General features: G+C 58.7%; 19 protein-coding genes. 3 read left to right on the top strand and 16 right to left on the bottom strand.

The genetic code is table 11. The features are described from left to right. Positions 1 to 7 precede the first annotated feature (7 nt). From PSH97_RS25520 to rpsU, 4 genes are all read right to left on the bottom strand, one after another. Positions 8 to 3,754, bottom strand: coding sequence for a bifunctional diguanylate cyclase/phosphodiesterase (locus PSH97_RS25520; RefSeq protein WP_305447146.1), 3,747 nt, complete (start codon positions 3,752 to 3,754; stop codon positions 8 to 10). A 125-nt stretch (positions 3,755 to 3,879) separates the two neighbouring features. After that, on the bottom strand, positions 3,880 to 5,727 hold the full coding sequence (gene rpoD / locus PSH97_RS25515; RefSeq protein WP_305447145.1) for an RNA polymerase sigma factor RpoD: 1,848 nt from the start codon (positions 5,725 to 5,727) through the stop codon (positions 3,880 to 3,882). Positions 5,728 to 5,794: 67 nt separating this feature from the next. Beyond that, positions 5,795 to 7,780 carry a DNA primase gene (dnaG, locus tag PSH97_RS25510; RefSeq protein ID WP_305447144.1) on the bottom strand — a complete coding sequence of 662 codons (1,986 nt, stop codon included), beginning with the start codon at positions 7,778 to 7,780 and terminating at the stop codon, positions 5,795 to 5,797. Positions 7,781 to 8,262: 482 nt separating this feature from the next. Further along, positions 8,263 to 8,478 (bottom strand): 30S ribosomal protein S21, encoded by a 216-nt coding sequence (rpsU, locus tag PSH97_RS25505; protein WP_002551877.1) that lies wholly within the window; start codon positions 8,476 to 8,478, stop codon positions 8,263 to 8,265. Positions 8,479 to 8,677: 199 nt separating this feature from the next. Between rpsU and tsaD the strand changes: the two genes are divergently transcribed. Next, complete coding sequence (tsaD, locus tag PSH97_RS25500; RefSeq protein WP_305447143.1) at positions 8,678 to 9,703, top strand: tRNA (adenosine(37)-N6)-threonylcarbamoyltransferase complex transferase subunit TsaD; 1,026 nt, start codon at positions 8,678 to 8,680, stop codon at positions 9,701 to 9,703. A gap of 23 nt (positions 9,704 to 9,726) precedes the next feature. Here tsaD and plsY read toward each other — a convergent pair whose 3' ends face one another. After that, the gene (gene plsY, locus PSH97_RS25495) at positions 9,727 to 10,296 is read right to left on the bottom strand and encodes a glycerol-3-phosphate 1-O-acyltransferase PlsY (RefSeq protein WP_305447142.1); all 570 of its coding nucleotides are present in this window, start codon (positions 10,294 to 10,296) and stop codon (positions 9,727 to 9,729) included. A 74-nt stretch (positions 10,297 to 10,370) separates the two neighbouring features. Between plsY and folB the strand changes: the two genes are divergently transcribed. Continuing rightward, on the top strand, positions 10,371 to 10,724 hold the full coding sequence (folB, locus tag PSH97_RS25490; protein WP_305447141.1) for a dihydroneopterin aldolase: 354 nt from the start codon (positions 10,371 to 10,373) through the stop codon (positions 10,722 to 10,724). Beyond that, positions 10,715 to 11,233, top strand: a complete 519-nt coding sequence (gene folK, locus PSH97_RS25485; protein ID WP_305447140.1) for a 2-amino-4-hydroxy-6-hydroxymethyldihydropteridine diphosphokinase — start codon at positions 10,715 to 10,717, stop codon at positions 11,231 to 11,233. Before folB ends, folK begins: the two co-directional genes overlap by 10 nt. An 87-nt stretch (positions 11,234 to 11,320) precedes the next feature. Here the strand turns inward: folK and PSH97_RS25480 are convergent, their stop codons facing one another. The 11 genes from PSH97_RS25480 to PSH97_RS25430 form a co-directional block, all read right to left on the bottom strand. Further along, positions 11,321 to 12,544 (bottom strand): multifunctional CCA addition/repair protein, encoded by a 1,224-nt coding sequence (locus PSH97_RS25480; protein ID WP_305447139.1) that lies wholly within the window; start codon positions 12,542 to 12,544, stop codon positions 11,321 to 11,323. Positions 12,545 to 12,608: 64 nt separating this feature from the next. After that, positions 12,609 to 14,171 (bottom strand): SpoVR family protein, encoded by a 1,563-nt coding sequence (locus PSH97_RS25475; RefSeq protein ID WP_030130000.1) that lies wholly within the window; start codon positions 14,169 to 14,171, stop codon positions 12,609 to 12,611. Continuing rightward, positions 14,168 to 15,439, bottom strand: a complete 1,272-nt coding sequence (locus tag PSH97_RS25470) for a YeaH/YhbH family protein (RefSeq protein ID WP_305447138.1) — start codon at positions 15,437 to 15,439, stop codon at positions 14,168 to 14,170. The genes PSH97_RS25475 and PSH97_RS25470 overlap by 4 nt, the downstream gene beginning before the upstream one ends. A 202-nt stretch (positions 15,440 to 15,641) precedes the next feature. Further along, positions 15,642 to 17,564: a PrkA family serine protein kinase gene (locus PSH97_RS25465; protein WP_105340959.1), complete on the bottom strand. Its 1,923-nt coding sequence runs from the start codon at positions 17,562 to 17,564 to the stop codon at positions 15,642 to 15,644. 296 nt (positions 17,565 to 17,860) lie between these two features. After that, entirely contained in the window at positions 17,861 to 18,190 is a 330-nt protein-coding gene (gene glpE / locus PSH97_RS25460) for a thiosulfate sulfurtransferase GlpE (protein WP_030130002.1), read from the bottom strand. A gap of 33 nt (positions 18,191 to 18,223) precedes the next feature. Beyond that, positions 18,224 to 19,105 (bottom strand): symmetrical bis(5'-nucleosyl)-tetraphosphatase, encoded by an 882-nt coding sequence (locus PSH97_RS25455; RefSeq protein WP_305447137.1) that lies wholly within the window; start codon positions 19,103 to 19,105, stop codon positions 18,224 to 18,226. Continuing rightward, on the bottom strand, positions 19,105 to 19,485 hold the full coding sequence (gene apaG / locus PSH97_RS25450) for a Co2+/Mg2+ efflux protein ApaG (protein WP_305447136.1): 381 nt from the start codon (positions 19,483 to 19,485) through the stop codon (positions 19,105 to 19,107). Before apaG ends, PSH97_RS25455 begins: the two co-directional genes overlap by 1 nt. 115 nt (positions 19,486 to 19,600) lie before the next feature. Continuing rightward, positions 19,601 to 20,419 carry a 16S rRNA (adenine(1518)-N(6)/adenine(1519)-N(6))-dimethyltransferase RsmA gene (gene rsmA, locus PSH97_RS25445; RefSeq protein ID WP_305447135.1) on the bottom strand — a complete coding sequence of 273 codons (819 nt, stop codon included), beginning with the start codon at positions 20,417 to 20,419 and terminating at the stop codon, positions 19,601 to 19,603. After that, positions 20,416 to 21,405, bottom strand: a complete 990-nt coding sequence (gene pdxA / locus PSH97_RS25440; protein ID WP_305447134.1) for a 4-hydroxythreonine-4-phosphate dehydrogenase PdxA — start codon at positions 21,403 to 21,405, stop codon at positions 20,416 to 20,418. The genes rsmA and pdxA overlap by 4 nt, the downstream gene beginning before the upstream one ends. Continuing rightward, on the bottom strand, positions 21,402 to 22,718 hold the full coding sequence (surA, locus tag PSH97_RS25435) for a peptidylprolyl isomerase SurA (RefSeq protein ID WP_305447133.1): 1,317 nt from the start codon (positions 22,716 to 22,718) through the stop codon (positions 21,402 to 21,404). Before surA ends, pdxA begins: the two co-directional genes overlap by 4 nt. Further along, positions 22,699 to 25,479, bottom strand: coding sequence for an LPS-assembly protein LptD (locus PSH97_RS25430; protein WP_305447132.1), 2,781 nt, complete (start codon positions 25,477 to 25,479; stop codon positions 22,699 to 22,701). The genes surA and PSH97_RS25430 overlap by 20 nt, the downstream gene beginning before the upstream one ends. Positions 25,480 to 25,572: the final 93 nt, after the last annotated feature.

Raw genomic sequence — 25,572 nt, 5'->3', positions numbered from 1 at the left:
CCGCGGATTATAGCGATGGTTTCTCGGCTGTGCTATCCGAAAAATCCAATATGGCTGTACGAAGAAACGTCGCGGCGAATTCGTCGGGGGGAAGCGGCAGGCTGACGATGTAACCCTGGATCTGTTCACAGCCCTCCGCAGCCAGGAATTGCTGCTGTGCCTGGGTTTCGACGCCCTCGGCGATGACGGTGAACTGCATGCTGCGGCCCAGGGCGATGATCGCGCGAACAATCGCCGCGTCATGCGGGTCGTCCGGCAGGCCGCGGACGAAGGATTGGTCGATCTTGAGGATATCCAGCGGCAGGCGTTTGAGGTAGCTCAGGGACGAATAGCCAGTGCCGAAATCGTCGATCGCCAGTTGCACGCCCAGGCGTTTGAGTTGATGCAGCACCGCCAGCGCCTCTTCGGCTTGGCTCATGATGAAGTTTTCAGTGATTTCCAGTTGCAGGAAGCCGGGTTTGAGGTGGTTGTCCTTGAGCAGTTGTTCGATCCGGCCGAGCAGGTTCGGCTGGCGCAGTTGCGCGCCTGCGAGGTTGACTGAGAGTGGGCCCAGGCACTCATAGACCTGATTCCACTCGTACATCTGTCGGCAGGCGGTCTCAAGTACCCAATCGCCGATTTGCAGGATCATGCCGTTTTCTTCGGCCAAGGGAATGAAGTGCTCGGGAGGTACATCGCCGAAGGTGGGGTGATGCCAGCGAATCAGCGCTTCGGCGCCGACCACTCGATGATCGTCCAGACTGATTTTGGCCTGGTAGTACAAAAACAGCTCATTGCGCTCGATGGCACGCCGCAGTTCATGTTCCAGTGCCACGCGTTCGCTGGCCTGTGCAGTGAGGTCGCGGGTGTAGCTTTCAACCCGGTTACGGCCCTTGGCCTTGGAGCGATACATCGCGGCATCGGCGTTCTTGACCAGCGTGGCGACGTCGCAGCCGTCCCGGGGATACAGACTGGTGCCGATGCTGGCGCTGATGAAAAACTCGTGCTCGCCGGCCTGGAAAGGAGCGGAGAAACAATTGAGCAGCTTGGTGGCAATGTTGTCGGCATCGCTGGACTGTTGCAGGCCCGGAAGCAGGATGATGAATTCGTCGCCACCCAGCCGCGCCACGGTATCGATATCGCGCAGCTGCTCCTTGAGGCGCACGGCGATGCCTTTGAGCAGCAGGTCGCCGACCGGGTGACCGAGGCTGTCGTTGATGTGTTTGAAACGGTCCAGGTCGAGGAACAGCACGGCGCCCTGGCCACCGTTTTCCTGTTGGTTGTTCAGTGCAGTCAGCAGGCGGCTTTCGAACAGCGTGCGGTTTGGCAGGCCGGTCAGGGGGTCGTGGTGCGCCTGGTAGTCGAGTTTGGCCTGGGCGTGCTTGAGGCTGGAAATGTCCGCGAACACCGCAACAAAGTGGGTGATGAATTTATCCCGGTTGCGCACTGCGCTGATGGTCAGCCAGCTCGGGTAGAGCTCGCCATTCTTGCGTCGGTTGGAAATCTCGCCTTGCCAGTGACCGTCGGCGGTCAACTGATGCCACATCGCCGCATAAAATGCGCTGTCATGCAGGCCTGAGGCGAGCAGGCGAGGGGTATGGCCCAGAGCTTCGCTCTCGCTGTAGCCGGTGATTTCGGTGAACGCCCGATTGACCGCGCTGATGTGCTGTTGGGTGTCGGTGATCAATACACCCTCGGCAGTGCTCTCGAACACCGTGGCGGCCTGCTGCAGTTTCTCCTGCATCAGATGCCGCTCGGTAATGTCCCGGGCGATGGTCAGCATGCAGTCCTCATCGCCGATGGGCAACGGCCGGCTTGAAACCTCACAGAGTCGGATCTGCCCGTCTTTGCGGCGAATATGGCAACTGAAGTCGCGGACGAAACCATCCCGGTGCAACAGCTCGAGCATCTGTTTGCGCTCGTTGAGATTGACCCAGATCCCCAGGTCCAGAGCCGATCGATCCACGGACATCGCGCTGTTGAAGCCGGTAATACGGCTGAAGCCTTCGTTGACTTCCAACAGCAAGCCGTCGCTCTGTCGGGACAGCAGCAGGCCATCGGGGGAGGCATGAAAAGCCTTGGCGAATTTTTCTTCGGAGGTTTGCAGTTGTTGCTGGGTTTCCTTGAGCTGACTGATGTCCCGCACGACGACCACCAGGGCCGGGGTGGTATCGAGATCGAAAGGCTCGGCGGAAATCAGGCCGGTAAACACCTGGCCATTGCTGCGGCGAAAGGGCATCTCCAGGTTGCGAATGCTGCCGGCCTGCAAGCGTTGCAACAAACCCGGCCCCACGCCGGGTACGCCCCAGATGTTCAGGTCGGTTGCGGTCTGGCCTATGACGTCTACGGCCTTGAGGCCGATCTGTTCTTCGAACGCTTCGTTGACCTCCAGTAGACAACCGTCGGAAAGCCGCGCGATCACCAGAATGTCCGGGCATTGCTGGAACACTGACGCGAACTTCTGTTCCGACAGGCGTAACGCTTCTTCGGTGCGCTTGGCTTCGCTGATGTCGATCATCAGCCCGCGCAGTACCGGTTCATGGGCGTGCTCGATCAGGCTGACGATATCGCGGACCCATAGGCAGCGACCGTCAGCGGTGATGACCCGGTAATCGACGCTGTGATCGCGCCCGGCCGCGACTTCACGGTCGCAGAAGGTCTGGGCTCGGGTCAGATCCGCGGGGTGGATGATGTTGCGCCAGAAGCCCGGAATCAGCCAGTGGGACAGGGGATAACCGAGGAGGTCCTGAGCGTGAGGTGACACGTAACTGTAGGTGTAATCGCTGATCCGTGCTTCCCAGGCGATGGCCGAAAGACTCTCCACCAGCCCGCGGTAATGGTATTCGCTGCTGCGCAGCTCTTGTTCCAGAGCGACCCGACGGGCAATTTCCGAACTGAGTCGGCGATTGATCCGAATAACCACTGCCAGCACGATTATCAGAAACAGTAATCCTGGCAAGCCATAAATCAGCACGTCGAACCAGAAGGTCCGATGGTCCAGGACGTTACCGACCCAGTGTTCCTGGATGGCACTGATTTCACTCGGGGTCATGTCTGCCAGGACTTTGTCCAGGATGCTGACCAGTAGCTTGTTGTTCGGGGGCACGGCCATCGCCAATTGGTAGCGATAGGGTGTTTCACCGCTGACGTAGAGCCCGTCGAGCTTGAGCTGGCGCAGGCTCCAGACACTGGAGGCGAGATCGCCCACTACGGCGTCTACGGCGTCGGTGGCGAGCGCCTGCAGGGCCGAGCTGACGTTAGGCATCGCCACCAGATTCAGGTCGGGATGGTGAGTGCGCAGTAGTTCATGGGGGGCGTAGTTTTCCACCACGGCGATCTTCAGCCCATACAGGTCTTCGAGTTTGCGCGGTTGGGCGCCTCCGACGTGAGCCAGAATGACTATCGGAAAGTCGAGATAGGGCCGGGTGAATGATAGATACGTCTGACGCTCGGGAGTCGACATGATGCCCGGCAAGATGTCTAGCTTGCCTTGTTTGGCCTGCTGCAAGACTTCAGTCCAGCTGACCGGCTCGATGGGCGTGAGTTTGATGGCCAGCCGTTGACGGATGACGTTGATGTAGTCCGCTGCCAGGCCCTGATAACGCCCATGTTCGTCACGAAACTCAAACGGCGGCCAGGACGCGTCCACGCCCAGGCGCAATTCCGGGTGAGCCGTTAGCCAGCTACGTTCTTCGTCGGTAAGAGTCAACGCGCCAGCCGTTGCGGTCCAGGTCATCAGCGACAGCAAAAAAAGCACGGTCGGCCATCTGGGCATAACGGTCTCGTTATGGCTTGGGGGGAATGTTTCGAGTGTAGACGGGCTATGCTGCGGGGGGGGATGTACGGGGCATTTAATCTGCATAAAGCAAAACCCCCGGCCTGGGCCGGGGGTTCTGTGGATCACTCGTCGAGGAAGGAGCGCAAATGCTCGCTTCTCGTCGGGTGGCGCAGCTTGCGCAGCGCCTTGGCTTCGATCTGACGAATCCGTTCACGGGTCACGTCGAACTGTTTACCAACCTCCTCGAGGGTGTGGTCGGTATTCATGTCGATACCGAAGCGCATGCGCAGAACCTTGGCTTCACGGGCAGTGAGGCCGGACAGGACTTCGCGAGTCGCTTCTTTAAGGCTCTCAACAGTGGCGACATCGATTGGCGACTGCATGGTCGAGTCTTCGATGAAGTCACCCAGATGAGAATCTTCGTCATCACCGATCGGGGTTTCCATGGAGATCGGCTCTTTAGCGATCTTCAATACCTTGCGGATCTTGTCCTCAGGCATTTCCATGCGTTCGCCCAGCTCTTCCGGGGTCGGTTCGCGACCCATTTCCTGCAGCATCTGCCGGGAAATACGGTTGAGCTTGTTGATCGTCTCGATCATGTGCACCGGAATACGGATGGTGCGGGCCTGGTCGGCGATCGAGCGAGTGATCGCCTGACGGATCCACCAGGTGGCATAAGTCGAGAATTTGTAGCCACGGCGGTATTCGAACTTGTCTACCGCTTTCATCAGACCGATGTTGCCTTCCTGGATCAGATCGAGGAACTGCAGACCGCGGTTGGTGTACTTCTTGGCGATGGAGATCACCAGACGCAAGTTCGCTTCGACCATCTCTTTCTTCGCGCGGCGGGCCTTGGCCTCACCGATCGACATGCGACGGTTGATGTCCTTGATCTCTGCGATCGTCAAACCGGTTTCGGTTTCCAGCGCAGTCAGCTTTTGCTGGCAACGAATGATGTCCGGTTGCAGGCGACCAATGGCTTCAGCGTATTTGCTTTTGCCTTTGGCCAGTGCATCGGCCCAGCTTTCGTCGACTTCGTTGCCCGGGAACTGGCGCAGGAAGTCGGCACGCGGCATACGGGCATCACGAACGCACAGTTGCATGATCGCGCGCTCTTGCTGACGCAGACGATCCAGGGCACTGCGAACACGCTCAACCAGGCCTTCGAATTGCTTCGGCACCAGTTTGATCGGCATGAACAACTCAGCCAGGGCGATCAGCTCGGCGATTGCCAGCTTGTTGCCACGACCGTGCTTTTTCAGGGCCTTGCGGGTGATTTCCATCTGATCGGCGACGGCGCCAAAGCGCTGTGCGGCGATGACCGGATCCGGACCGCTTTCGGCTTCTTCTTCGTCATCGCTCGCTTCGGCGTCATCGTCGTCGGTGTCGTCGTCCGCTTTCACGGCTTTCGGGTCGACAGGCGGTGGCACTTCGGCTGCAGGCGGCGCAATGCCGTCGTCCGGGTCGATATAACCGCTCAGGACGTCGGACAGGCGGCCACCTTCGGTGGTGACGCGAGTGTACTCGGAGAGAATATGGTCAACCGTGCCAGGGAAGTGCGCGATTGCGCCCATCACTTCGCGGATGCCCTCTTCAATACGCTTGGCGATTTCGATTTCGCCTTCACGTGTGAGGAGCTCTACCGTACCCATTTCACGCATGTACATGCGCACTGGGTCGGTGGTGCGACCAATGTCGGTCTCGACCGCTGCCAACGCTGCTGCTGCCTCTTCGGCCGCGGCTTCGTCGGTATCGGCGTCGGCCAGCATAAGGGAATCCTTATCTGGCGCAACCTCGAATACGTTGATCCCCATGTCATTAATCATGCGGATGATGTCTTCCACCTGTTCCGGATCTGAAATATCCTCCGGCAGGTGGTCGTTGACCTCCGCGTAAGTCAGGTAGCCCTGCTCACGACCAAGTGTGATCAACTCTTTGATACGAGACTGCTGTTGCGCTTTTCCGGACATAACACCCTATCCACTGAAGGTCTTGGCGGGCAAAAAACAAGCCGAGGATTATACCTGAGCTATGACCTCACGCGCCAGTTGAGGTCGGGCTTGATGCGGAAACATTGCGACTTAAAAGGTCGCGCAGTTGATTTTTCTCTTCGGTACTCAATTCACTTTGACGTGCTTTTCGAAGAAGTTGTTCCAGGTTTCGCTCGCGTTGGCGGGCTGACAAGCTAGTAATGGTGTCGAAAAACTGTTGTTCAAGGTTATCTCCATCAATCAGCCATTCCTTTTCTGCCAGCGCTTTGAGCAATCGGCCTTGTTCGGTGCCGTGCCAGCGCGCAATCAGTTGAAATGAGTTTAGCTTGGGATTCTTCTGTACGGCTTCGAGCAGGGCGACCAACAGTTGCGTGTTGGTATGGTCCTCGGCAGCGAAGTGCCCGGCATCCTCGACTTTTTCAGCCAGTTGCGGGTGATGTAACAACGTGCGCAAGGCGGCCAGGGTGGGCGGCTCTACAGCGGCCGGAATCCGTGGCGCGCGCGGTTGATCGCGATCACCGCCCCGTTTGCCATTCTTGTCCCACGGTTTCTTGTCCCATTTCTTGCCGCCTGCGCCAGGCTTCTTCGGCGTCCATTCTTGCTGCGGCGCGTACATCTCCTGTGCCTGTGCCTGTGCCTGCGGCTGATGGTAGTCGCTGTAATCCGGCATGGCGTCGTAATCGATGCCCGGATCGTAAGCGGGTGGCGCTTCCTGAGGCTGGGGCGTGCTTTGTACGAGTTGGCTCACGGCTTCACCGCTAAGCCCGGTAATTTCGCTCAGGCGCTGGCGCATCAAGATGCGCAGGTTGGCGCCCGGCACTTTGTCGATCAGCGGCGCGGCGAGGGTGGCCATGTGGGCCTTGCCTTCGAGGGAGCGCGGGTCCGATTCCTCGGTCAATTGTTGAAAAAAGTAATCGGCCAATGGCTGGGCGTGCTGATTGATTCGCGCGCGGAAGGCGTCAGTGCCCTCGGAGCGGACCAGGGTATCCGGGTCCTCGCCTTCGGGCAGGAACAGAAAGCGCGCCCGGCGCCCGTCCTGCAGGCATGGCAGGGTTGCCTCCAGCGCCCGCCAGGCGGCATTTCGGCCCGCCTGGTCGCCATCAAAGCAGAACAGCACGCTGGGCACGACGCGAAACAGTCGCTTCATGTGCTCTTCGCTGGTGGCGGTGCCCAAGGTTGCGACGGCGTTGCGCAGGCCTTGCTGGGCGAGGGCGATGACGTCCATATAGCCTTCGACGACGATGATTTCGTCGAGGTTGCGATTGTTCTTGCGTGCTTCATAAAGGCCGTAGAGTTCCTGGCCTTTATGGAAAACCGGAGTTTCCGGTGAGTTCAGGTATTTCGGCTTGTCATCGCCCAGGACCCGGCCGCCGAAGGCGATGATGCGCCCGCGACTGTCGCGGATCGGGAACATCACGCGATCGCGGAAGCGGTCGTAGCGCTTGCCGGTTTCGGCATTCTCGATCAGCAGGCCGGCATCGATCATGGCCCTTTGCTGAAGGGTATCGCTGCTCAAGTGCTTGTACAGATTGTCCCAACCGGGTGGGGCAAAACCGAGGCCGAAGTCCCGGGCTATTTCTCCCGTTAGTCCACGACCTTTCAGGTAATCCACGGCGGCTTTGCGCGATGGATGGCTTTTCAGGGCCTGACGATAAAAGTCGGCGGCGGCGGTGAGCAGCGGATACAGCGGCGAATCAGTAGGCTGGCGCGGTTTATGCGGCCGACCGCTTTCTTCGCGGGGGATTTCCATGCCGGCGGCTTTGGCCAGTTCTTCAACAGCCTGGACGAAGTCCAGATTGTCGTGGTCCATCATGAAGCCGAGGGCGTTACCGCCAGCGCCACAGCCGAAGCAGTAATAGAACTGTTTGTCGGGGCTGACGCTGAAGGAGGGGGTTTTCTCTTTGTGAAACGGACAGCAGGCAGTGTAGTTCTTGCCGGCTTTTTTCATTTGCAGGCGCGAGCTGACCACGTCGACGATGTCGGTGCGGTTCAGAAGGTCGTCAATGAAGCTCTGGGGAATTAGCCCGGCCATGGCGTTCTCGTCATCTGCGCTGAAATGGACCCAAAACGAAGAGCGGCCAAACGCAGGTCGTTGTTTGAGGCGCGCAGGGTGTGCGGCTCGACCGGTGTCGTCTGCGTAATCGCTGTCGGGAAGTGTATCTGCCGAAAATCCACTGACGTTAGTACCAATCAGTATTCGACTATTTGAAAGTGTTTCGCTGAATCCGGCGACGGCCAGTCATTGGCCTCGGATAGCTCATAAGCGGGCACGCAAGAAGGTGCCTTGGGCTGATCGTCGTGAGAGGAATCAGTGGGTGTGCTCGTCAGTAGCCTTGGAAGGCTCGTCAGAAAAGACGTGCACCGCTGGCAGAAGAGCCAGGTCTGACGCTGTGAAGCAGGTTTGTCTCGGTCGCGTCTGCGGCTTTGACGGTGAAGCATCAAGCGTTGTCCGCAAATGCCATTAGCCCGGCTGAGGGCCGGGCTTGGCAGAAGCTTGCTACGATCGTCTGTGTATTAGTACAGACGAACGGCGCGGCGCTGTTCGCGCTGAACTTTCTTGGCGTGACGCTTAACAGCGGCTGCTGCTTTACGCTTACGCTCAGAAGTTGGCTTCTCGTAAAATTCGCGGCTACGAACTTCAGCCAGTACACCGGCTTTTTCGCAGGAGCGCTTGAAACGACGCAGAGCTACGTCGAAGGGTTCGTTCTCTTTTACTTTGACGGCTGGCATCCAGAGCTACCTTCATTCATTACCGGGGTCAACATCCTCGCGGCAAAAGAGCACTTGAAGACGTCGGTTTTTAAGGGTTGCGGATGTTAACCCCTCATCGCTCGGAATGCAAAGCCTCTGATCGAAAACCGCTGGTCGGGGCATCACGCGACGACTATTATGCGCGCCTTCGAATTCAGCCTCTACAAGGCGCAAACCCATGCTAGTACTGGGATTAGAAACCTCTTGCGACGAAACCGGTGTCGCACTTTACGACAGTGAACGCGGGCTGTTGGCCGACGCGCTGTTCAGTCAGATCGATCTGCATCGTGCCTATGGTGGCGTGGTGCCGGAGCTGGCTTCGCGTGATCACGTCAAGCGCATGCTGCCCTTGATACGTCAGGTCCTGGCCGAGGCCGACTGTGTGCCAACCGAGATCGACGCCATCGCTTATACCGCGGGCCCTGGCCTGGTCGGAGCCTTGCTGGTGGGAGCTTCCTGTGCCCAGGCGCTGGCCTTTGCCTGGGGTATTCCGGCCTTGGGCGTGCACCACATGGAAGGTCACTTGCTGGCGCCGATGCTGGAGTCGCAACCTCCGGAGTTCCCGTTCGTCGCTTTGTTGGTGTCGGGTGGTCATACGCAGCTGGTTCAGGTCGACGGGATCGGCCAATACACGCTCTTGGGCGAGACCCTCGACGATGCTGCCGGCGAAGCATTCGACAAGACCGCGAAGATGATGGGCCTCAATTATCCGGGTGGTCCGGAGATCGCGCGTCTGGCGGAGCAGGGCGTTGCGGGGCGTTTCACTTTTCCGCGTCCGATGTGTGATCGTCCAGGCTTGGCTTTCAGCTTCAGCGGCCTGAAAACCTTTGCTCTGAACACCTGGCAGCAGAGCGTCAACGCCGGGGACGACAGCGAGCAAGCCCGTTGCGACATCTCGCTGGCGTTCCAGCAGGCCGTGGTGGAGACTTTGACCATCAAGTGCAAGCGTGCCCTGAAACAGGCGGGTCTCAAGCGCCTGGTCATCGCAGGGGGCGTCAGCGCCAACAAGGCGCTGCGGACGTCACTGGAGAAAATGCTCGGCGACATGAAGGGCGATGTGTTTTATGCCCGCCCGGAGTTCTGCACGGATAATGGCGCGATGATTGCGTTTGCCGGCTGCCAGCGCTTGCAGGCCGGCCAGCATGAAAGCCTGGCGATCAGCGTGCAGGCGCGCTGGCCGATGGAGCAACTGTCGGCGCTTTGATGAGCGGCGCTCACATGCGGTATTTAAAAATGCCGTTCGCGCCCGGCAAACAGGTCGCGTAGATTGCCGCGATGACGCCAGACGATCAGGCCCGTGAGCGCGCTCATGGGCAGCAATGCCGCCGGTTCTTGCCAGGCAAGCAGTGGCAGGGTCAGTGGTGTGGCAATCAGGGCTGCGAGTGAGCTGGTGCGGGTCAGGTAGAACGTCAGCAGCCAGGCGCAGACCGCCAGCAGCGCGGCGGGCGGGTAGAGCCCCAGCAGCATGCCGGCCGCAGTGGCGACACCCTTGCCACCGCGAAAGCGGAAGTACAGCGGAAACAGGTGGCCGATAACGGCGCAGACGCCGATCCAGGCCTGTTCTTGCAGTGAAAGGCCCATTGCACCTGCGATCAATACGGGCAGCAGGCCTTTGTTCAGGTCGCCGAGCAAGGTCAGGATGGCGAGCTTCTTGCCGGCCAGGCGCAACATGTTGGTGGCACCGGCATTACCCGAGCCACTCATTCGCGGATCGGGGTTACCGGTCAGGCGGCTGAGCAAAATGGCGAAGGACAGAGAGCCGAGCAGGTAGGCGAGGATCGCCAGTAACCAAAACATGCTAACTATTCCGGGCGAGGACGCCCTGATTCTAACGGCGCATTGCGCCCTTGTCGTGCAGTGGAGAGAAGTGCTTGGACAGAGTGTTTATCGAGGGCCTGGAAGTCGACACTGTGATCGGTGCCTACGACTGGGAACGAGGCATCCGACAGTGTCTGCGACTTGATCTGAGCTTCGCCTGGGACAATCGTCCGGCCGCCGCCGGTGATGACCTGACCCTGGCGCTCGACTACGCGAGCGTTTCGTCGCGCATCCAGGCGTTCGCCGAGCAGGCGCAGTTCCAGCTGGTGGAGACCTTTGCCGAGCGTCTGGCGGAAGTGTTGATGAGCGAATTCAAGATCACCTGGATGCACCTCAAGCTGACCAAGCCAGGTGCCGTTCCGGCGGCCAAGGGCGTGGGTGTGGAGATTGAGCGCGGATGTCGCTGACTCAGGTGTATCTTGGGCTCGGTAGCAATATCGAGCGCGAAGCCCATTTGCAGGCAGGCCTGGACGCCCTGGCGGGTTTCCTGGTGGATATGCGCTGCTCGGCGGTTTTCGAAAGCCAGCCAGTGGGGATCAAGAGCGGGCCGTTTTTCAACTTTGTGGTCTCGGCCTTCACCGATCTGCCACTGATGGAGCTGGATCGACGGTTGAAATTCATCGAGGCGGATAACGGCCGTTACGCGCCGGACCGCAAGGGCTTGCCTTTGGATATCGACGTGCTGCTATTCGGTGACCTGGTGGGCAACTTCGATGGCTTGGTCTTGCCGAGGGCAGAAATTCTGAAAAATGCTTTCGTGCTGTGGCCGTTGTCACTGATTGCGCCGGACCGTGTGCATCCGGGCGTAGGCAAGAGCTTTGCGACTTTGTGGGATGAAGCGCAGATCGATCAAGTGCTGGCGCCGGTTGCTTTTGAGTGGCGCGGTGAGCAGCGGACCCCCTCCGATATGCTGTAAAGCAAAAGATCGCAGCCTTCGGCAGCTCCTACAGGGGTCACCATTTCGCTGTAGGAGCTGCCGAAGGCTGCGATCTTTTGATCTGGCTTATGCTTGATCTTTGTAAGCCTTCAGCGCCTTGAGTCGCTCGCCCTTGATCGCCTCGCCCAACTCCGGTCCCTTGAATCCCTTCTCCAGCAACGGCTGAACGGCAATACTTCGCGCCGCAGTTGCCGCGCCACGTAAATAATCCGCCTGTGGATAACTTCTCTGCTCCAGGCCTTTACGCCCCCGAGCGTCCATTTCACACGCCGCAATAAACTCCTCAAAGCGCTGAGGTCGACGATAGACGTCGAAACTCTGCAGCAACTCCAGCAAGGTCGACGGCTTCAGCTCCAGCGCACGATGGCCATGGGTGTGATACTTGCCCACCAGTAGCGCCAGTTCCTGACAGTCCTTCGGTACCTTGAAGCGCTCGTTGACCGCTTTGATCAGCTTCAGGCCTTTGTGCTCGTGGGCAATGTGGCGGGGCCATTCTTTCTCGGGCGTCAAGCCTTTGCCCAGGTCATGCAGCAGGCAGGCCCAGCGTACAGTCAGCGGTTGTTTGTGCCGCGCCGCTTGCTCCAACACGCTCAGGGTATGCACGCCCGTGTCGATTTCCGGGTGATGGGCTTCGGGTTGCGGTACACCGAACAGCGCGTCGATTTCCGGCATCAGTACCTTGAGCGCGCCGCACTCGCGCAGTACTTCGATGAATACCTGGGGCTGGTCTTCCATCAGTGCGCGGGCAATTTCTTTCCAGCTGCGTTCGGGAGTCAATGCCTCCAGTTCACCGGATTCGCTGAGTTGATGCATCAGCTCCAATGTCTCGGGGGCGACGGTGAAACCCAGTTCCGCATAACGCGCGGCAAAGCGGGCAACGCGCAGAACCCGGAGTGGATCTTCGGCGAACGCGGGCGAAACGTGACGAAGCAAGCGAGCCTCGAGATCCTGTTGGCCATGGTAGGGGTCGGTCAGGTTCTGCTGATCGTCTTCGGCCATGGCGTTGATCGTCAGGTCGCGACGAATCAGATCTTCTTCGAGGGTGACGTCGGGGCTGGCGTGAAAGATGAAGCCACCGTAACCGCGCCCGTTTTTGCGTTCGGTGCGGGCAAGGGCATATTCCTCGCCGCTTTTGGGGTGAAGAAACACCGGGAAGTCCGCGCCCACGGGACGATAGCCCTTGGCGAGCATTTCTTCGGTGGTGGCGCCTACAACGACCCAGTCGATATCGGTGACAGGCTTGCCCAGCAGGCGATCGCGTACTGCACCGCCGACTTTATAAATCTGCATAAAAACCTCCGTTAGCCCGACAGAATAACCTTTGCGTCGAACTTCCGGAGGCAGAAAAACAGGATCAAAGATGAATGACTGCCAGGTCGAGCCGGCCGTAGTCCCCCTCGCCATGCTCGCTTCTGGGCGGAACATGGTGGGTTTTCATCACCTGATCCCCTTGCAGGGTTTCCAGGTGAATATCGAAGCCCCAGAGGCGGTGCAGGTGCTTGAGCACTTCATCAGTGGAATCGCCCAGCGGTTTGCGGTCGTGTTGCTGGTGACGCAAGGTCAGGGAGCGGTCACCACGCCGGTCGATGCTGTAGATCTGTATGTTGGGTTCGCGATTGCCCAGGTTGTATTGCGCCGCCAGGGTTTCACGAATGGTTCGATAGCCCTCTTCGTCGTGTATCGCCGGAACCAGCAGATCGTCCTTCTGATCGTCATCGAGGATGCTGAACAGCTTGAGGTCGCGGATCACCTTGGGTGACAGATATTGAAGGATGAAACTCTCGTCCTTGAAGCTGCTCATGGCGAATTTGATGCTGGACAGCCAGTCGGTACCGGCGATTTCCGGAAACCAGCGATAGTCCTCTTCGGTGGGGTGTTCGCATATCCGGCGGATATCGCGATACATGGCAAAACCCAGGGTGTAGGGGTTGATGCCGTTGTAGTAGGGGCTGTCAAAGCCGGGTTGAAAGACCACGCTGGTATGGGAAGTCAGGAATTCCATCATGAAGCCTTCGGTGACCAGGCCTTCGTCATACAAGTCGTTCATCAAGGTGTAGTGCCAGAACGTGGCCCAGCCTTCGTTCATCACCTGGGTCTGGCGCTGTGGATAAAAATACTGGGCGATCTTGCGCACGATCCGCACGATTTCGCGCTGCCAAGGCTCCAGCAACGGGGCGTGCTTTTCGATGAAGTACAGGATATTTTCCTGAGGTTCGGCGGGGAAGCGTGCGTTGTCCTTGTCGCTGTACTTGTCCGCGCCTTTTGGAATGGTCCGCCATAAATCGTTGATCTGCTTCTGCAGATGCTCCTCCCGATCTTTCTGCCGACGGCGTTCTTCTTCGGCAGAAATCGGATAAGGGCGTTTGTAGCGGTCGACGCCGTAGTTCATCAGCGCATGGCAGGAGTCGAGCAAGTCTTCTACCGCGTCGATGCCGTGGCGTTCTTCGCACTGCATGATGTACTGCTTGGCGAACACCAGGTAATCGATGATCGAGCTGGCGTCGGTCCAGGTGCGGAACAGATAGTTGCCTTTGAAGAAACTGTTATGACCATAGCAGGCGTGAGCCACCACCAGAGCCTGCATGCAGATGGTGTTTTCTTCCATCAGATAGGCAATGCAGGGGTCCGAGTTGATCACAATCTCGTAGGCCAGACCCATCTGGCCGCGACTGTAGGATTTTTCGGTGCTGAGGAAGTGTTTGCCATAGGACCAATGGTGATAACCCAACGGCATGCCGACAGAGGCATAGGCGTCCATCATCTGCTCGGCGGTGATCACTTCAATCTGGTTGGGGTACGTATCCAGCGCGTAACGGGCCGCGAGACGACTGATTTCGCGGTCGTAGGCCTGGATCAGCTCGAATGTCCATTCGGAGCCGGTGGAAATGGGTTGGCGCTTCTGCTCTTTGGCGGTCATGTCACTAACCTGCGCTGGAAGAGTTCACGAAAGACCGGATAGATATCCCCGGCCGAGACCAGTTGCTGCTGGGCAAAAGTGTCAGAGAAGGCTTCGGCGATGCGTTCATATTCGAACCACAGGGCCTGGTGTTCGCGCGGGGTAATCTCCACATAAGTGTAGTACTGCACGAACGGCATGATCTGATTGATCAGGATGTCGCGGCAGATCGGCGAGTCGTCGTTCCAGTTGTCGCCGTCGGACGCCTGGGCGGCATAGATATTCCATTCGTTGCTCGGATAACGCTCGGCCATGATCTCCTGCATGAGTTTCAGGGCGCTGGAGACGATGGTACCGCCGGTTTCCCGGGAGTAGAAAAACTCCTCCTCATCCACTTCACGGGCGCTGGTGTGGTGGCGAATGAACACGACGTCGATTTTGTCGTAGTTCCGCTTGAGGAACAGGTACAGCAGGATGAAGAAGCGTTTGGCGATGTCCTTGGTCGCCTGGGTCATGGAGCCGGACACGTCCATCAGGCAAAACATCACTGCTTTGGAGCTGGGGTTCGGCTGCTTGATCAGCAGGTTGTACTTGAGGTCGAAGGTGTCGAGAAACGGCACTCGGTGAATGCGTGCGCTGAGTTTCTCGATTTCTGCTTCGAGGTCCTGGATATCGCCGAAATTATCCGGTTCTTCACGTTTAAGCCGTAGCAGTTCCTCTTTGGCTTCGCGCAATTTCGCCCGGCTGCTGCCGGACAACGCAATACGCCGGGCATGGGCCGAACGCAATGTGCGGATAATGTTGATCCGTGACGGGTTGCCCTCATTGCTGATGCCCGCGCGTACGGTCTTGAAGGTGTCGGTGCCGGTCAGGTGGCGTTTGACCAGGTTAGGCAGCTCAAGGTCCTCGAACATGAATTCAAGGAATTCCTCCTGGGTAATCTGGAAGACGAACTCGTCCATCCCTTCACCCGTGTTACCCGCCCTGCCGGGGCCTCTGCCGCCGCCACCGCCGGGCGGACGGGCAATGTGTTCGCCGCTGGTGAATTCCTTATTGCCGGGGTGCACGATGGTTTGCTTGCCGCCACGACCGTGGTGAAGCACCGGTTCGTCGATGTCGCGGCCGGGAATGCTGATCTGCTCGCCGTGTTCCATATCGGTAATGGAGCGCCGGCTGACCGCCTCTTCGACAGCCTTTTTGATGTGATCACGGTAGCGCCGCAGAAACCGCTGGCGGTTTACCGTGCTCTTGTTCTTGCCATTGAGACGTCGGTCGATCACATAGCTCATGACTGCTCCTTAGAAGCTGTCCTGAAAGGGGCGAGCGTTAACGCAGCATAAGGCCAGTGCCGGAGAGTGTACACGCTCCCCCCAAGCGCTTTGATGCTGCCTGAACCTCGCTACCGCATTTCGGACACCTCCAGAGGCCTGTGTAACAGAAAAAGAGTAAACAGGCCTCGGGCTAACGACAACCGGTCTGACCGGCAGCGGGTTACTGTGATTTTCTGACCCGCAGGTACCACTCGGAGAGCAGTCGTACCTGTTTGTCGGTGTAGCCCCGCTCGACCATCCGTGTGACGAAGTCGTTGTGCTTCTGCTGGTCCTCTTTGCTGGCCTTGGCATTGAAGCTGATGACCGGCAGCAAGTCCTCGGTGTTGGAGAACATTTTCTTCTCGATGACCACCCGCAGTTTTTCGTAGCTGAGCCAGGTTGGGTTCTTGCCGTTGTTGTTGGCTCGGGCGCGCAGTACGAAGTTGACGATTTCGTTGCGGAAATCCTTCGGATTGCTGATGCCGGCCGGTTTTTCGATTTTCTCCAGTTCTTCGTTCAAGGCTACGCGGTTGAGGATCTCGCCGGTTTCCGGATCGCGGTATTCCTGATCCTGAATCCAGAAGTCGGCGTACAGCACGTAGCGATCGAAGATGTTCTGGCCGTACTCGCTGTAAGACTCGAGGTAGGCAGTCTGGATCTCCTTGCCGATGAATTCGATATAACGCGGTGCCAGGTACTCTTTCAGGAAGCGCAGATAGCGTTCGCGGGTCTCGGCCTGGAACTGTTCCTGTTCGATCTGCTGTTCCAGCACGTAGAGCAGATGCACCGGGTTGGCGGCGATTTCGTGCGGATCGAAGTTGAAGACCTTCGACAGAATCTTGAAGGCGAAGCGGGTCGACAGACCGTTCATGCCTTCGTCGACACCCGCTGCGTCGCGGTATTCCTGGATCGACTTGGCCTTCGGATCGGTGTCTTTGAGGTTTTCGCCGTCATACACGCGCATCTTGGAGTAGATGTTGGAGTTTTCCGGCTCCTTGAGGCGCGAGAGCACGGTGAATTGAGCGAGCATTTTCAGAGTGTCGGGCGCGCAATGGGCCTTGGCCAGCGAGCTGTTGAACAAAAGTTTGTCGTAGATCTTCACCTCGTCGCTGACGCGCAGGCAGTACGGCACTTTGACGATATAGATCCGGTCGATGAAGGCTTCGTTGTTCTTGTTGTTGCGGAAGGTGTGCCATTCCGATTCGTTGGAGTGGGCCAGCAGGATCCCGGTGAACGGAATCGCCCCCAGGCCTTCTGTACTGTTGTAGTTGCCTTCCTGGGTGGCCGTCAGCAATGGGTGCAGCACCTTGATCGGTGCCTTGAACATTTCGACGAACTCCATCAGGCCCTGGTTGGCCCGGCACAGCGCCCCCGAGTAGCTATAGGCATCGGCGTCGTTCTGCGGGAACTCTTCCAGTTTGCGAATATCGACCTTGCCCACCAGTGCCGAGATGTCCTGGTTGTTTTCATCGCCCGGCTCGGTTTTCGCGACCGCAATCTGGTTGAGGATCGATGGATAGAGTTTCACCACGCGGAACTGGCTGATGTCGCCGCCGAATTCGGCCAGGCGCTTGGTGGCCCATGGCGACATGATGGTATTGAGATAGCGCCGGGGAATGCCGAAGTCTTCTTCGAGGATCGCGCCATCTTCGGTGGCGTTGAACAGACCCAGAGGCGACTCGAAAACCGGCGAGCCCTTGATTGCGTAGAAGGGCACTTTCTCGATCAGTTGTTTGAGCTTTTCGGCCAGGGACGACTTACCGCCACCGACAGGGCCCAGCAGGTAGAGGATCTGTTTCTTTTCTTCCAGACCCTGAGCGGCATGGCGGAAATACGACACGATCTGGTCGATGCATTCTTCCATCCCGTGGAAGTCCTCAAAGGCCGGATAGCGGCGGATCACCTTGTTGGAAAAGATTCGCGACAGCCTCGAGTTGGTCGAGGTGTCGAGCAGCTCCGGTTCGCCGATGGCCAGCAAGAGACGCTCGGCCGCGGAGGCGTAGGCGCTGCGGTCCTTTTTGCACAGTTCCAGGTACTCCTGCAGGGAGAATTCTTCCTGGCGTGTGGACTCGAAGCGTTGTTGGAAGTGGCTAAAGATACTCATGACGTCACCTCGCTCGATACGTGGAGCCGACGCCGGATCACTCAGTCGATGCTGGCAGCAACCGAACAGGCAGTTGCTGTTTACCCCCCAGAACTCTTCCGGAACTGACTGCTCCGAAAGCTACTCCCGATGACCCGTGCGCCGGTGTACCGGCTCTCCCCTGTTTTGGATGGCCTGCGCTTAAGGATAGTTGGGAATTCGGGAGGTAAAGGCAAGATGCGTAATTAGTTATGGCAGACCGTTCGTCTGCAATCGCGCGAGCCCGCGGGGGCCGGGGCTTGCGCATTACAAAAAAATTATTCGGAAGTACCTTGCGCCGTTTCCGAAGGATAGGTCGTACGCCACAGCTCAAAACCGCCATCCATGCTGTAGACGTCGGAGAAACCCTGACTGATCAGGTAAGCGGCAGCGCCCTGGCTGGAATTACCGTGATAGCAGACCACTACTGTCGGCGCGTCGAGGTCAGCGCCTTGAATGAAAGCATGCAGGGAATGGTTGTCCAGATGCTTCGAGCCGGCGATGTGCAGCGCGGCAAAAGTTGCCGGGTCGCGGACATCGACCACCACCGCGCCTTGTTCGCGCAAGGCCTGGGCTTGCTCTGGGGGGATACGTTTGAATTCGCTCATGGCGGGCTCCTGTGGCTCGGCTGAAAGCGCAGTCTAGCGCGGGGCGCTGGCTGACGTTTGTTCGGGAATAGAGGCTGCGACTGGCGGCCGAATGTTGCCATGTGGGTCGCACTTGCATTGCAGGCGCTCGCCGGTGTCGACGTTCATCAAGGTCATGGCGCCACCCCAGACGCAACCGGTGTCGAGCGCAAACAGACCCGGCTCGTTGCATTGGCCTTCCAGCGCCGCCCAGTGACCGAAGATGATCTTCAGGCCTTTGGTCTTGCGCTCCTTGTGGGTGAACCACGGCGCATAACCCGGCGGTGCGGTGTCGACGCCTTCCTTGCCCTTGAGATCAAGCTTGCCGTCACTGGTGCAAAAGCGCATCCGGGTGAAATAGTTGGTGATGACTCGCAAGCGCGCTGCGCCTTTGAGGTCGTTGTCCCATTTCACCGGCTCGTTGCCGTACATGCCGTCGAGGTAAGGCGCGAAGCGGTTGTCGTCGTGCAGGGCTTCTTCGACTTCAGCGGCGCACTTCAAGGCTTTGCGCAATGACCACTGTGGCGGGATGCCGGCATGGACCAGAGCGATATTTCGCTGTTCGTCGTAGTGCATGAGTTTCTGCTGCCGAACCCACTCAAGCAGCTCTCCGCAATCGGGTGCTTCAAGAATCTCGCGTAGCGTGTCGGCCTTCTTCAGGCGTTCGATATTTTGCCCGACCGCCAGCAAGTGCAGATCATGGTTGCCGAGTACGCACACCAGTGACTCACGGATGCTATAGAGGAAGCGCAAGGTTTCCAGCGACTGTGGGCCACGGTTGATGAGGTCACCCACCAGCCACAGACGGTCCCGGGCAGGGTCGAAGGCGACTTGCTTGAGCAGGCATTGCAGTGGCTCAAGGCAACCTTGCAAATCGCCTACGGCATACGTCGCCATCAGTGCAGAGCTCCGGGTACCGCCAGACGGAACGGTGCGATGATGGCATCGAAGTGTTTGCCGTCGGAGGCGACCATTTCATAAGTGCCTTGCATCGTACCGACCTTGGAGGTCATGACGGTGCCGCTGCTGTAAGTATGGCTCTTGCCCGCGTCGATCAACGGCTGCTGGCCGACGACGCCTGCACCGCGAACCTCCTCGACATGCCCGTCACCGTCGGTGATCACCCAGTGCCGTGAAAGCAGTTTGGCGGGCACCAGGCCATTGTTTTGCACGGTGATGGTGTAGGCGAAGGCAAAGCGATTGTGCTCGGGTTGCGATTGTTCTGCCAGATAGCGGGTGACGACGCTGACGTCGACCTGATAACGAGGATCGGACATGCAAAAGGCCTTAGAAACGAAGCGGGACGCGGGGCGTAGCTGATAGAACTCAGTCTAGGCCAAGTATCGGGTAGTAAACCAGAGTGGCGTCCTACCCGATAGCGCTCATCGCCTTTCAGTCGGTGACAGGCTTCTGTAGGACTTGTTCGCTGAGCTTGTCGGCCAGGCGCACGAAGGCAGCCAGATCGAGCTGCTCGGGGCGCAGGCTGCCATCGACGCCGGCGGCTTCAATTTCGGCGTTGCTCAGCAGCAGTTTGAGCGTGTTGCGCAATGTTTTGCGACGCTGGTTGAAGGCTTCGCGTACGACGCGCTCCAGCAGTTTGTGATCTTTGGCTGGATGCGGGAGTACCGCGTGAGGCACCAGACGCACGATGGCCGAATCGACTTTCGGCGGCGGATTGAATGCGCCCGGGCCGACGTTGAACAAATGCTCGACCCGGCAATGGTACTGAACCATGATCGACAGGCGACCCCAGTCACCGCCACCAGGTCCCGCCGCCAGACGCTCGACCACTTCCTTTTGCAGCATGAAGTGCATGTCACGAATCAGGCTGGAGTTGTGCAGCAGATGAAAAATCAGCGGCGTAGAGATGTTGTACGGCAGGTTTCCGACCACTCGCAGGCTGTTTGGCGCGGCGTTCAGGCTGTTGAAGTCGAACTTCAGCGCGTCGCCCTGGTGCAGATGGAAATTGCTCTTGCTGGCGAACTGCTGGTTAAGGATCGGGATCAGGTCCTTGTCCAGCTCCACCACGTCCAGTTGGGCGCCGCTGTTGAGCAGGCCTTCGGTCAATGCACCCTGGCCCGGGCCGATTTCCAGCAGACGGTCTTCGGGTTTGGCGTGAATGGAACGCAGGATGCGGTCGATAACGCCGGCATCGTGCAGGAAGTTCTGGCCGAAGCGCTTGCGCGCCCGGTGTTGGTAATGCTCGGTCATAAACGGGTCTCGGCCATCTGGTAGGCGGTTTCCAGGGCGACTTGCAGGCTGCCGGTGTCGATTTTGCCGCTGCCGGCCAGATCCAGGGCGGTGCCGTGGTCGACTGATGTGCGGATGATCGGCAAGCCGAGGGTCACGTTGACTGCCGCGCCGAAGCCTTTGTATTTCAGCACGGGCAGGCCCTGGTCGTGGTACATCGCCAGCACCGCGTCGCAGTGCTCCAGATATTTGGGGGTAAATAGAGTGTCGGCGGGCAGGGGACCGCGAAGGTCCATGCCCTCGCCGCGCAGGCGCTCTAATGTAGGTTCGATGATGTCGATTTCTTCATGGCCCAGGTGACCGCCTTCACCGGCGTGCGGGTTAAGCCCGCAAACCAGGATGCGTGGCTGGGCGATGCCGAATTTTTCTTGCAGGTCGGCATGCAGGATCCGCGTGACCCGCTCCAGGCGCTCCGGGGTGATTGCATCGGCAACCTCGCGAAGGGGCAGGTGAGTGGTGACCAATGCCACGCGCAAGCCGCGGGTGGCGAGCATCATTACCACTTGCGCGGTATGAGTCAGGTCAGCGAGAAATTCCGTGTGCCCGGAAAAGGCGATTCCGGATTCATTGATCACGCCCTTGTGCACAGGGGCGGTGATCATGCCGGCGAAATGCCCGTCCTGGCAGCCCTGGCCAGCACGCGTCAGGGTTTCCAGAACGAAAGCCGCATTGGCTTTGTCCAGGTGCCCGGCGATAACCTTGGCGTTAAGCGGCGTATCCCACACATACAGGCTGTTGGCCGGGGCGGGAGCATCCGGCCAGCTGTCCGGCGTGACCGGTAGCAGGTCGACGACCACGCCCAGCTGCGCGGCCCGCTCAAGGAGCAGGTCGCGGCTGGTAATGGCAATCAGGGGATGTGGCTGGGCTTGCGAGGCAAGCAGCAGGCACAGGTCGGGACCTATGCCGGCCGGTTCGCCGGGGGTCAACGCGAAACGCTTGGGTTTCACTGCGTTGCCTGGTCTGCACCAGGGAGCTTGATTTCTACATACGCTTCATCACGGATCTGACGCAGCCAGGTTTGCAGCTCTTCGTCGTATTTGCGGTTACGCAGTACGGTCATCGCTTGCTGCTCACGGGCCTGGGTGGTGCTGTCGGTGGCGCGGCGGCCAAGGACTTCCAGAACGTGCCAGCCATATTGCGTCTGGAACGGCTTGGACAGCTGACCTTGCGGGGTCTTGGCCATCACTTCGCGGAATTCAGGCACCAGTGCATTCGGGTCGATCCAGTTCAGGTCGCCGCCGTTGAGGGCGGAACCCGGGTCTTCCGAGAAGCTTTTCGCCAGCTCACCGAAATCTTCGCCCGCTTCGATACGGGAGTAGAGCGATTGAGCCAGTGCTTTGGTTTTTTCTTCGTCGCGGATCGGGCTTGGTTTGACCAGGATGTGACGCACATGCACTTCGTCACGCACCTGGGCTTCGCCACCACGCTTGTCGAGGATCTTCAAAATGATGAAGCCGCCCGGTGTACGCATTGGCTGGGTCACGTCACCCACTGCCATGGTGCCCAACAGGCGATCGAACGGAGGTGGCAGTTGGGCTGCTTTGCGCCAGCCCATGTCGCCGCCTTCCAGCGCGGTTTCGCTGGCGGATTTGGCAATTGCCAACTGACCGAAGTCGGCGCCTTGCTTGAGCTGCTGGTAAACCGCGTCGGCTTGTTTGGCGGCATTCTGAATCGCGTCGGAGTTGGCGCTTTCCGGCGTAGGAATCAGGATGTTGGCCAGACGGAATTCTTCGGACAGCTGCATCTTGCCCAGGTCGGAGGCCAGGAAGTTCTTCACTTCCTGCTCGGACACCTGGATGCGTTCAGCTACACGGCGCTGACGCACACGGCTGATGATCATTTCGCGACGGATCTGGTCACGAGCGTCGTCATAAGACAGGCCGTCGCGGGCCAGGGCGGCGCGGAATTGTTCGATCGACATGTTATTGCGCTGGGCAATGGTGCCGACGGCCTGGTTCAGTTCTTCATCGGTAATGCGGATGCCGGAACGCTCGCCGATCTGCAGTTGCAGGTTTTCGACGATCAGACGCTCGAGCACCTGCTGATCCAGCACGCCTGCAGGTGGTACGGCAGCACCGCGTTTGGCGATGGTTTGCTGAACTTCGTGAACACGCTGGTCCAGTTGGCTCTGCATGACCACGTCGTTGTCGACGATGGCCACCACTTTATCGATGGACTGTACCGCAGCGTTGGCCGCGGTACCCAGGAACAGCGCGCCCAGCATCAGCGGGCGCAGACAATCAGAAAGCTTGGTCTTCACGTTCACGATAACCTTGGATGCCTTTGTCGAGGAAGCTCTCTACCTTGGCGCCGGTGAGGCCGCCGAGTCCCTTCAGAACAATTTGGAGGAAGACGCCGTGGTCGCCTTTTTCGTTTTCCGGGGCGTTCTGACTGAATTCGTCATAGCTGACCCAGTAACGGTTGATCAGGCGCAATTTCCAGCAGCAGTTGTCGTATTCGAAACCACCGAAGGCTTCCAGAGTACGGTTGCGGTTGTAGTCATACTGCCAGCGGCTGATGGCGTTCCATTGCGGCACGATCGGCCAGATCACCGAGAAGTCGTGCTGTTTGATCTTGTAGTAGTCCTTCACGTAGCCAGGAGTGCCCGGGGTGCCGTAATCGCCACCACCCACCGACCATTTACCGGTGTTCTGGTCATAACGGACCTGGTCGTTGCGATAGCGATAACCGGCGTTGATGACCTTGTTCGGGTTGTCTTCAGGCTGGTAGTGGAACATCGCGCTGCCCGAGCGAGGGCTGCGGCTGTCCGGGTCCCAGTTGTAGTCAGCGGTGGTGCGCCAATCGCGGTTCCAGCGGTATTCGTATTCCAGTGCATACGGCGAGACGTTGGCTTGGGCATCGTCGCGGGTTTTCGCATCGATACCTGGCAGCTGGACTTCGCGGTCCTTGAAGTACAAGGCCTGGCCGACGCTGATGCGTTGACGTTCGAAGCCGTTATCTTCAATCCAGCGGTTGGTCACGCCCAGCGACAGCTTGTTCTCGTCGCCGACACGGTCGGAGCCGGAGAAGCGGTTATCGCGGAACAGCGAGGCGTAGTTGAAGGTGTATTCGCCGGTGTCGAATACCGGAATATCCGCTTGGTCTTCCTCAGGTACATAGAGGTAGAACAGGCGAGGTTCCAGGGTCTGGCGATAATTCTTGCCGAACCATTGCGTGTCGCGATCGAAGTACAGGCCGCTGTCGATGCTCGCAATCGGCACACCACGGTTCTGGTTACGGCTGTAGGTTCCGTTGAGCCGGTTCGCTTCTGCGCTTTGAGCAGCAATCTGGCTCTTGCCGGTACCATCCAGATCCAGATCGTACTGGGTGTACTGGTACTTCAGGGATGGTTTCAAGAAACCATAAGTCCAGTTCAACGGCAGGCTGACACCCGGCTTGAGGTTCAAACGGTTGCCATTGGCACGTGCCAGTCCGGAGACATTGTTATCAAGTCGCGGTTCAACGGTGCCATCTTCGTTTACGAAGTCGCCATTTTTCAAATCACGATCGAAGCGGACGATTTCAGTCTCGTAATCGAAATCCAGACCTTCCGGATGGTAGGGCAGTTTTCCGTTGAAGGTGATCTGCGGCAAACGATCATAAGGCGTGATGTTCGAAACGGTCGCCAGCTGATAAGCCTGGGCATTCAAACGAGCGGTGTAGCTGTCGCCACGATAGGTGACAGAACCTTGCTGATTCACGAAATCGGCACTTTTCACACCAATCTGATCAGTCTGCAAATCCTGGAAGTAATAAGGATCGCTGATCTTGGTGTAATCGACCTGAGTCATTACGCGCGAGTCCAGACCACCCTTGTGCTGCCAGTTGTACATGTAGCGGGTTTTTTCGTAGTCGGTCTGGTTGCTGCGATCGGTGTTGTCGTCGTTGAGATAGGCGGCGCCGAGCTGACCTTCGCTGGACTCGGTCAGGTAGCGGAACTCGCCTTCCATCAACAGGCCACGCTTGCTCATGTAGCGCGGGTACAACGTGGCATCGTAGTTCGGTGCCAGGTTGAAGTAGTACGGGGTAACCAGCAGGAAGCCGGTATCGCTGCCGGTGCCCACCGTCGGCGGCAGGAAGCCGGACTGGCGACGGTCGTCGATCGGGAAGTAGATGTACGGCGTATACAGAACCGGAATGTCTTTGACCCGCAGCGTCACGTTGGTCGCGGTACCGAAACCGGTCGCCGGGTTCAAGGTGATGTTGTTGCCCTTGAGTTGCCAGGCGTTGCTGTCCGGTTCGCACGTGGTGTACGTACCATCCTTGAGACGGATGATCGCGTTCTCGGCACGCTTGGCGTACAGCGCGCTCCCGCGGATACGCGATTTGTGCATCACGTATTCGGCGTTGTCGACCTTGGCTTCACCGGTATCGAGCTGCACGTCGGCATGGTCGCCCACGATCAGTGCGCCGTTGTCGCGAATGCGCACGTTGCCGCTCAGTTCGCCTCGGCTTTCGGCCTGGTACAGGTTCGCTTCGTCGGCTTCGGCCTGCATGCTGCCCTGACGCATGACCACGTCACCGGCCAGGGTCGCGATCTGTTCCTCCTGCTTATAGCGGGAGGCTTTGGCGCCGATAAAGGTTGGAGCGTCACTTTTATCCGTCTTGTCATTCATGCCAGGACGAATCGGTTCGATATAGGAACCAGAGCAGTAAGGACCGGTTTCGGCCAATTGCGCTGCGGTGAGCTTCTCACGCGGAACCCAGTCGAGGTGGCTGTAGTCTTCACTACGCGACTTCAGGCCGCGGCCCTTGGACTCGGTAACCAGCGCAGGCTTGGCGCCGGTGTCTGCCGGGGCTTCGCCAGTGGCGGAAACTGCGCTGCCGTCATGGACGGGGCGTGGCGGCAATGCAGCTGCCGGCGCCTTTGGCGCACAGTCCCAGGCACCCGAAGCAGAGACTGAGCAGTCATACTGTTCAGCGGCGACCACGAACGAAGTGGCTAGAGGTTGCAGGGCCAGCAGACTGCCGGTAACCAACAACGGAAATTTTTTACGAAACGCGGGGGATTTCAATGCCATCTTATTAGTCCGGGCTTCCTGCGTGCCATCTGCCCGCGGTGTGGGCCGCACGCCTCTCGATGGTCTGAAAAAGATGCTGGATAATAAAGCATG

Origin of the sequence: Pseudomonas cucumis (genome assembly GCF_030687935.1) — a bacterium.
GTDB classification, from domain to species: Bacteria; Pseudomonadota; Gammaproteobacteria; order Pseudomonadales; family Pseudomonadaceae; genus Aquipseudomonas; species Aquipseudomonas cucumis.
The sequence above is the reverse complement of the archived record's forward strand: the minus strand, read 5'-3'. Positions and strand labels throughout refer to the sequence as shown.

Bases quoted from the DNA above. Each gene is read 5' to 3' on its own strand.
- PSH97_RS25520 (WP_305447146.1), bottom strand. From the start codon at position 3,754: ATGCCCAGATGGCCGACCGTGCTTTTTTTGCTGTCGCTGATGACCTGG.
- rpoD (WP_305447145.1), bottom strand. From the start codon at position 5,727: ATGTCCGGAAAAGCGCAACAGCAGTCTCGTATCAAAGAGTTGATCACA.
- dnaG (WP_305447144.1), bottom strand. From the start codon at position 7,780: ATGGCCGGGCTAATTCCCCAGAGCTTCATTGACGACCTTCTGAACCGC.
- rpsU (WP_002551877.1), bottom strand. From the start codon at position 8,478: ATGCCAGCCGTCAAAGTAAAAGAGAACGAACCCTTCGACGTAGCTCTG.
- tsaD (WP_305447143.1), top strand. From the start codon at position 8,678: ATGCTAGTACTGGGATTAGAAACCTCTTGCGACGAAACCGGTGTCGCA.
- plsY (WP_305447142.1), bottom strand. From the start codon at position 10,296: ATGTTTTGGTTACTGGCGATCCTCGCCTACCTGCTCGGCTCTCTGTCC.
- folK (WP_305447140.1), top strand. From the start codon at position 10,715: ATGTCGCTGACTCAGGTGTATCTTGGGCTCGGTAGCAATATCGAGCGC.
- PSH97_RS25480 (WP_305447139.1), bottom strand. From the start codon at position 12,544: ATGCAGATTTATAAAGTCGGCGGTGCAGTACGCGATCGCCTGCTGGGC.
- PSH97_RS25475 (WP_030130000.1), bottom strand. From the start codon at position 14,171: ATGACCGCCAAAGAGCAGAAGCGCCAACCCATTTCCACCGGCTCCGAA.
- PSH97_RS25470 (WP_305447138.1), bottom strand. From the start codon at position 15,439: ATGAGCTATGTGATCGACCGACGTCTCAATGGCAAGAACAAGAGCACG.
- PSH97_RS25465 (WP_105340959.1), bottom strand. From the start codon at position 17,564: ATGAGTATCTTTAGCCACTTCCAACAACGCTTCGAGTCCACACGCCAG.
- glpE (WP_030130002.1), bottom strand. From the start codon at position 18,190: ATGAGCGAATTCAAACGTATCCCCCCAGAGCAAGCCCAGGCCTTGCGC.
- PSH97_RS25455 (WP_305447137.1), bottom strand. From the start codon at position 19,105: ATGGCGACGTATGCCGTAGGCGATTTGCAAGGTTGCCTTGAGCCACTG.
- apaG (WP_305447136.1), bottom strand. From the start codon at position 19,485: ATGTCCGATCCTCGTTATCAGGTCGACGTCAGCGTCGTCACCCGCTAT.
- rsmA (WP_305447135.1), bottom strand. From the start codon at position 20,419: ATGACCGAGCATTACCAACACCGGGCGCGCAAGCGCTTCGGCCAGAAC.
- PSH97_RS25430 (WP_305447132.1), bottom strand. From the start codon at position 25,479: ATGGCATTGAAATCCCCCGCGTTTCGTAAAAAATTTCCGTTGTTGGTT.